5 protein-coding genes are annotated in these 6,499 nt (G+C 73.4%); all 5 read left to right on the top strand.

What is annotated here, in order from left to right:
* The first annotated feature begins 1,007 nt into the window (after window positions 1-1,007).
* On the top strand, window positions 1,008-2,861 hold the full coding sequence (locus ACFXOZ_RS21835; RefSeq protein ID WP_380592124.1) for a GAF domain-containing protein: 1,854 nt from the start codon (window positions 1,008-1,010) through the stop codon (window positions 2,859-2,861).
* A 91-nt stretch (window positions 2,862-2,952) separates the two neighbouring features.
* Complete coding sequence (locus ACFXOZ_RS21830) at window positions 2,953-3,540, top strand: DUF1508 domain-containing protein (RefSeq protein WP_380528415.1); 588 nt, start codon at window positions 2,953-2,955, stop codon at window positions 3,538-3,540.
* The gene (locus ACFXOZ_RS21825; protein ID WP_375895314.1) at window positions 3,530-3,934 is read left to right on the top strand and encodes a hypothetical protein; all 405 of its coding nucleotides are present in this window, start codon (window positions 3,530-3,532) and stop codon (window positions 3,932-3,934) included. The genes ACFXOZ_RS21830 and ACFXOZ_RS21825 overlap by 11 nt, the downstream gene beginning before the upstream one ends.
* Before the next feature lie 383 nt (window positions 3,935-4,317).
* Window positions 4,318-5,352 carry a PstS family phosphate ABC transporter substrate-binding protein gene (locus tag ACFXOZ_RS21820; protein ID WP_375895311.1) on the top strand — a complete coding sequence of 345 codons (1,035 nt, stop codon included), beginning with the start codon at window positions 4,318-4,320 and terminating at the stop codon, window positions 5,350-5,352.
* Window positions 5,353-5,437: 85 nt separating this feature from the next.
* Window positions 5,438-6,484, top strand: coding sequence for a substrate-binding domain-containing protein (locus ACFXOZ_RS21815; protein WP_380592122.1), 1,047 nt, complete (start codon window positions 5,438-5,440; stop codon window positions 6,482-6,484).
* The last annotated feature ends 15 nt before the right edge of the window (window positions 6,485-6,499 follow it).

Genomic DNA, 6,499 nt, shown 5'->3' with positions numbered 1-6,499 from the left:
CCGGCGCCGCCGCGCCGCCGGGGCCCGGGTGGACGTGGTGCGGACCGCCCCGGGGGTGGGGGCCCACCCTCAGCACCGGCCCACAACCCCCCGCCTGCCGGGCGGACGACGGGAGTTTGTCGACGGGTCCTGGTCACCGGCCGCACTGCCCGAGCGGCCGCTGCCCGTCGCGGTGCGCGGGCTGACCGTACGGCACCCCGGGCAGGCCGTGGACGCGCTCACCGGCGTCGACCTCGATCTCGCGCCCGGCCGCCGGATCGCCGTGGTCGGCCCCTCCGGCTCCGGCAAGACCACCCTCGCCCAGGCGCTGCTGCGCTTCCTGGAGCCCGGCGCCGGGTCCGTCACCTTCGCCGCCGGTCGTCCACAGGCTGTGGACAGCCGCGCGCTCGCGGGCGAGGACGTCCGCCGGGTGATCGGCCTCTGCGCCCAGGACGCCCACGTCTTCGACAGCTCGCTGCGCGAGAACCTGCGGCTCGCCCGCCCCGACGCGGACGAGGACGAGCTGCGCGCCGCCCTCGCCGCCGCCCGGCTGCTGGACTGGACCGAGGGCCTGCCGGACGGCCTGGACACCATGGTCGGCGAGCACGGCGCCCGCCTCTCCGGCGGCCAGCGCCAGCGCCTCGCGCTCGCCCGGGCGCTGCTCGCCGACTTCCCCGTGCTGGTCCTGGACGAGCCCGCCGAGCACCTCGACCTGCCCACCGCCGACGCCCTCACCGCCGACCTGCTGGCCGCCACCGCGGGCCGCACCACCGTGCTGATCACCCACCGGCTGGCCGGACTGGACGACACCACCGTGGACGAGGTGCTGGTGCTGGACGCCGGCCGGGTGGCCGAGCGCGGCCGCTGGTCCGCGCTGGTCGCCGATCCGGACGGGCGGCTGCACGCGCTGTGGCGCCGGGAGCGGGAGGCGGACGGTCTGCTGGCGGCGGAGGCACCGTTGGCGGCGGTGGGGCACTGATGGCCGCATCGTCCCTCGGCTGAAAACCGTACAAAAGTAGGCTTTCTCCATGGACCCCACGCCGGACCTCCCCGAGACCGCCCCCGAGCCCACCCCCCACCGGGTGCCCGAGATCGCCTCGCTCGGGCTGGACACCCTGGTCACCGAGGTCGCGGAGCGGCTGCAGTCCGCCGCCGCCGTCACCGACCGGATGCAGCGCCTGCTGGAGGCGGTGGTCTCCATCGGGGCCGGACTCGACCTGCACGCCACCCTGCAGCGGATCGCCACCGGCGCCGCCGAACTCGTCGACGCCCGGTACGCGGCCCTCGGCGTGATCGCCCCCGGCGGGCACGGCCTGGCCGACTTCATCCACGTCGGCATCGACGACGGCACCGCCGCCGAGATCGGCGAACTGCCCGCCGGCCGCGGCATCCTCGGCGCGCTCATCGACCGCCCCGAACCGCTGCGGCTCGCCGACCTCGGCGCCGACCCGCGCTCCTCCGGCTTCCCGCCGCACCACCCGCAGATGAAGACCTTCCTGGGCGTGCCGATCCGGGTCCGCGAGGAGGTCTTCGGCAACCTCTACCTCACCGAGAAGAAGGGCGGCGGCGCCTTCACCCCCGAGGACGAACAGGTCGTGCACGCGCTCGCCGCGGCCGCCGGCGTCGCCATCGAGAACTCCCGGCTGTACGAGGAGGGCCGCCGCCGGGAACGCTGGATCGCCGGTGCCGCGGCCGTCACCACCGCGCTGCTCTCCACCGAGCAGGCCGAGGGCGCGCTCACCGTCGCCGCCGAGCAGGTCCGGGAGCTGGCGGGCGCCGCGCTCGGCATGATCCTGCTGCCCACCGGTCCGGCCGGCCCGCCCGGAGCGGCGGGCTCGGCGGGCTCCTCGGGCTCCTCGGCGGAGGATGACGGGCAGATGCGGGTCGCCCACGCCTCCGGCGAGGCCGCCGAGTTCGTCCGCGGCGAACTGCTGCCCAAGGACAGCTTCGCCGCCCAGCTGCTGGAGGGCGACAGCGTCCACCTCGACGACATGTCCAGCGACCCCACCGTGGTGATGCGGCTCGCCCGCAGCTTCGGCCCGTCCCTGGCCGTGCCCATGGTCGCCGCCGGGCGGGTGCTCGGCGGCCTCTGCGTCTGGCGCTCGCGCGGCGCCCTGCCCTTCACCGACTCCGAGAAGCAGCTCGCCGAGACCTTCGCCTCCCAGGCCGCGCTGGCCCTGCGGCTCGCCGAGGGCCAGCGCGACCAGCAGCGGCTGGCCGTCTTCCAGGACCGCGACCGGATCGCCCGCGACCTCCACGACCTCGTCATCCAACGGCTGTTCGCCACCGGGATGATGCTGGAGAGCGCCGCCCGCCGGTCCGTCGTCCCCGAGGTCAAGGTGGGCATCGGCAAGGCGGTCGACGAACTGGACGCCACCATCCAGGAGGTCCGCACCACCATCTACGCGCTCCAGCACGACAACCACGGCGACGCCCCCGACACCCTGCGCACCCGCGTGCTGCGCGAGGCCAGCCAGGCCGCCGCCGCCCTCGGCTTCAAGCCCTCGGTGAGCTTCGTCGGCCCGGTCGAGAGCCTGGTCGGCGAGAACACCGGCCGCCAACTCCTCGCGGCCCTGCGCGAGATGCTCTCCAACACGGCCCGGCATGCCCGCGCCTCCCGGGTCGGGGTCGAGATCGACGCGACCGTCCACCTGGACGACGCCGGACGGCCCGTCGGCGGCGACCCGGAGTCGCTGGACCGGGGCGGGCGGCCCGGCGTGCTGCTGACCGTCACCGACGACGGCGTCGGCATCCCCCAGGGCGGCCGGCGCAGCGGACTGCTCAACCTCACCCGGCGCGCCGAGGCCCTCGGCGGCGCCGCGTGGCACGAGCGCGGGCCCTACCGGAAGGGCGCCGTGGTCCGCTGGACGGCCCGGCTGTGACCGTTCCGGTACCGACAGATGAAAGCTGAACGAGGGAGAACTTCCCGACCAACGGCGCAAGTTGTGAACGTTCTGGGCTTTCGGCGGTTCCGTGTGCACACATAGCTTGGCTCCGTCCCGGAGGGGAAACCGGACGGAGGGGGCAGTGGACGGTTCCGGCCGCGGTCACACCGCAGCAGGGGCGAGCCGAGGGGGGTTCCGGACCGAGCGTGCACCGGACGGGCGCTACCGCTGGCAGCTGAAGGCACCCAACGGCCGGGTGGTGGCGATCACCTCCGCGCTGTTCGAGACGGCGGGCGAGGCCGAGCGGGGCTTCGACGGACTGCGCGCCGGCGCCGACGGACTGACCGCGCGGATCACCCATGTCCGCGACGGGCTCGGCTGGATCTGGGTCGTCCCCGGATCGCGCAGCCTGCCCGAGGTGCGCTCCAGTCGCGCGTACGAACGGTACGCGACGTGCCAGAACGCCTTCCGCCGCTTCGTCGTGCTGCTCGCCAAACAGCCGCCGCGCGAGCCGGCGGTCCACGAGCCACCCGTCCGGGAGGGGTCGGTCCGCGAGGCTCCCGGCCGCGAGGGGGCGGTGCGCGAGCGGTCCGTGCGCGATGTGCCCTTCCGCGACGCGCCCGCACGTGAACTCCCGAGGAGAGCAGTGTCGTTGAGACGCCCCGATGGCAGCTGAGCGGCGCGGACCGCGGCTGCTGATCGTGCCCGCGGCCGACCGCTGCGTGGGCTGGGCGCTGCGCGCCGCCAACGGGCGGCCGCTCGGCGTCGGCGTGCGGACGTACCGCAGCGAGGAGGAACTCGCCGACGCGGTGCGCGAACTGATCATCGAACGGGCCGCCCTGCGCTGCTCGACCGTCCAGGCCGAGGGCCGCCAGTGGGTCTGGTCCGCCCACCTGCCGGTGCGCACCACCCGGCCGGGCGCGACCCCCGCCGTCCCGGTCGCCCGCAGCGCCCGCGGCTACCTGCGGCGCGACCAGTGCCAGGCCGGCGTCGAGGGCTTCCTGGCCGGACTCCAGTGGGTCGGGCAGGAGTTGCGGCGGTCCGGCCGCGACGGCCGCTGGCCGCTGTAGCGCCGGCTCCGCTTCGTACCGTCCGGCTCCGTCCTACTCCGTACAGCTCCGTACGGTTCTGCTCCGGGCCGTTCCGCTTCGTGCTGTTCCGGTGAAGCGCAGGTTTCCGGCAACACCCCGAGCCGCCTCCTGGAGAAGAACGTCGACCGGGTTCGTCACCCCTGTCCCGCCCCTGTCACATCCGCGTTGACCAGTGCCTAAACCTCGTCGAACCGATGAGTCGACATTCGCCGCCCGGCCCCGACGGCCCTTCCGACGGAACCTCCCGGCCGGACAGGATCGGCACTGCCGGAGCGGCCGCAGCAGACACGGCCCCCGGCCCCGGACTCCCCCCGGAGCACGGGTTCACGCGATGGACGTCTCTCCCTCGGAGGAAGAGGAACATGCGTAAGACCGCTGCCAAGCTGCTCACCGTCGCCGCCCTGGCGACCTCCCTGGTCACCGTCGCCAGTGGCTCCGCCCTGGCCGACCCGACCGGCACCCCGGCCGCCCAGGACATCGTCGGCGTCGGCTCGGACACCACCCAGGCCGTGCTGAACCAGTTCTCCACCGACTACAACGCGTACCTGGGCGCCGGCTCCACCCTGCCGCACCTGTACAGCTGGGACGCGACCGGTTCCTCGCCGATCACCACCAAGACCGGTGCGACCTCGATCGCCCGCCCGAACGGCTCCGGCGCCGGCATCTCGGCCCTCAAGAACAACACCAGCGCGACCGTCGACTTCGCCCGCTCCTCGCGCGGCCCGCAGTCGACCGACCCGAACACCTTCGACTTCGTCGCCTACGCGACGGACGCGGTGGCCTGGGCCGCGCCGAACAACGGTGACGCGCCGGCCAACCTGACGACGCAGAACCTCAAGGACATCTACAACTGCAACATCACCACCTGGGACCAGATCGACCCCAGCCTGCCCAGCAACACCATCAAGCCGTACCTGCCGCAGGCCAACTCCGGCACCCGGTCGTTCTTCCTCTCCGTGCTCGGCATCTCCACCATCAAGCCGTGCGTCACCGAGGGCGTCCAGGAGAACGAGGGCAGCGACACCAACCTGTCCGACCCCGACGCGCTGGTCCCGTACTCCGTCGCCCACTACATCGGCCAGGTGTACTACGGCAAGGGCAGCGGCTCCGACGTCCAGGGCCCGCTGACCATCCGCAGCATCGACAACACCGCGCCGGTCGACACCACCAACAAGGTGATCAACGGCGACTTCGCCGCCACCTCCTACGCCCGCACGGTCTACAACGTGGTCCGTGACGCGGACTGGAAGGCGACCGACGCCCACGGCACCGCGCTGCGCAGCATCTTCGGTACCACCGGCTGGGTCTGCACCAACGCCACCGCGAAGGCCGACCTCAAGAGCTTCGGCTTCCTTCCGCTGAACGCCGGCGCCTGCGGCAGCACCATCCACTCCTGATCACATCCCGCACGATCCGACGGCCACGGGCCCGCCGCCCGTGGCCGTCGGCCGTCGGGAGCCGACCGAAGGGAACCGGAGAACGATGCACAGGACGTGGCGGAAGCCGCTCGTCACGGCCGTCCTGGCGGCCTCGGTCGCGGTGGCCCCCGGCGGCGGCCCGGCCGTGGCGGACCCGGCAGGACCGGCGCTGCCGGCCGCACAGGACCTCGTGGGGGTGGGGGACGCCGACAGCCAGGCCGTGCTGAACCAGTTCTCGGCCGACTACAACGCCACGATCCCGGGCTCGGACACCACGACACCCCGGCTGTACAGCTGGGACGCGACCGGGGCGCCGACGATCACCACCAAGACCGGTGCCACCACGATCGCGCGCCCGAACGGCGCGGAGGTCGGCATCTCGGCCCTCAAGAACAGCACCGGCGCGACCGTCGACTTCGCCCGCTCCTCGCGCGGCCCGCTGCCGACCGACCCCCGGTACTTCGACTTCGTGAACTACGCGGACGACGCGCTGTCCTGGGCCGCGCCGGGCAACGGCAACGCGCCGGCGAACCTGACGACGCAGAACCTCAAGGACATCTACGACTGCGACGTCACCACGTGGAAGCAGATCGACCCCGCCCTTCCCGGCAGCACCATCAAGCCCTTCCTCCCGAAGGCGGGCTCCGGAACCCGGGCGTCCTTCCTCGCCGCGCTGGGCATCCACACGGTCAACAGCTGCATCGACGACCGGACGGTGACCGAAGGCCAGGGCAGCGACCCGAAGCTCAACGACCCGGACGTGCTGGTTCCCTACTCCGTGGGGCACTACATCGGCCAGGCGTACTACGGCCGGGGCAGCGGGGCCGACACCCAGGGGCTCCTGACCATCCGCGGCATCGACGGAACGGTCCCGGTCGACGCGACGGGCCGCGCGATCAACACCGACTTCCTCACCCTCCACGGGCAAACGGTCTACGTCGTGGTCCGCGACGCGGACTGGGCGGCGACCGACGCACACGGAGCCGCGCTGCGCGGCGTCTTCGGGCCTGACGGCTGGATCTGCACCAGTTCCACGGCAGCCGCCGACATCAGGACCTACGGCTTCCTGCCGCTCCCGTCCGGCGCCTGCGGCGGCGTGCTCATCCCTTGACCAACTGTCACCACC

It is taken from the genome of Kitasatospora sp. NPDC059160, from assembly GCF_042755465.1.
GTDB lineage: Bacteria > Actinomycetota > Actinomycetes > Streptomycetales > Streptomycetaceae > Kitasatospora.
This window is presented reverse-complemented; position numbering and strand designations above follow the sequence as displayed.

Excerpts from the sequence above, each read along its gene's own strand:
- ACFXOZ_RS21820 (WP_375895311.1), top strand. The coding sequence starts at position 4,318 with ATGCGTAAGACCGCTGCCAAGCTGCTCACCGTCGCCGCCCTGGCGACC.
- ACFXOZ_RS21825 (WP_375895314.1), top strand. The coding sequence starts at position 3,530 with ATGGCAGCTGAGCGGCGCGGACCGCGGCTGCTGATCGTGCCCGCGGCC.
- ACFXOZ_RS21815 (WP_380592122.1), top strand. The coding sequence starts at position 5,438 with ATGCACAGGACGTGGCGGAAGCCGCTCGTCACGGCCGTCCTGGCGGCC.
- ACFXOZ_RS21835 (WP_380592124.1), top strand. The coding sequence starts at position 1,008 with ATGGACCCCACGCCGGACCTCCCCGAGACCGCCCCCGAGCCCACCCCC.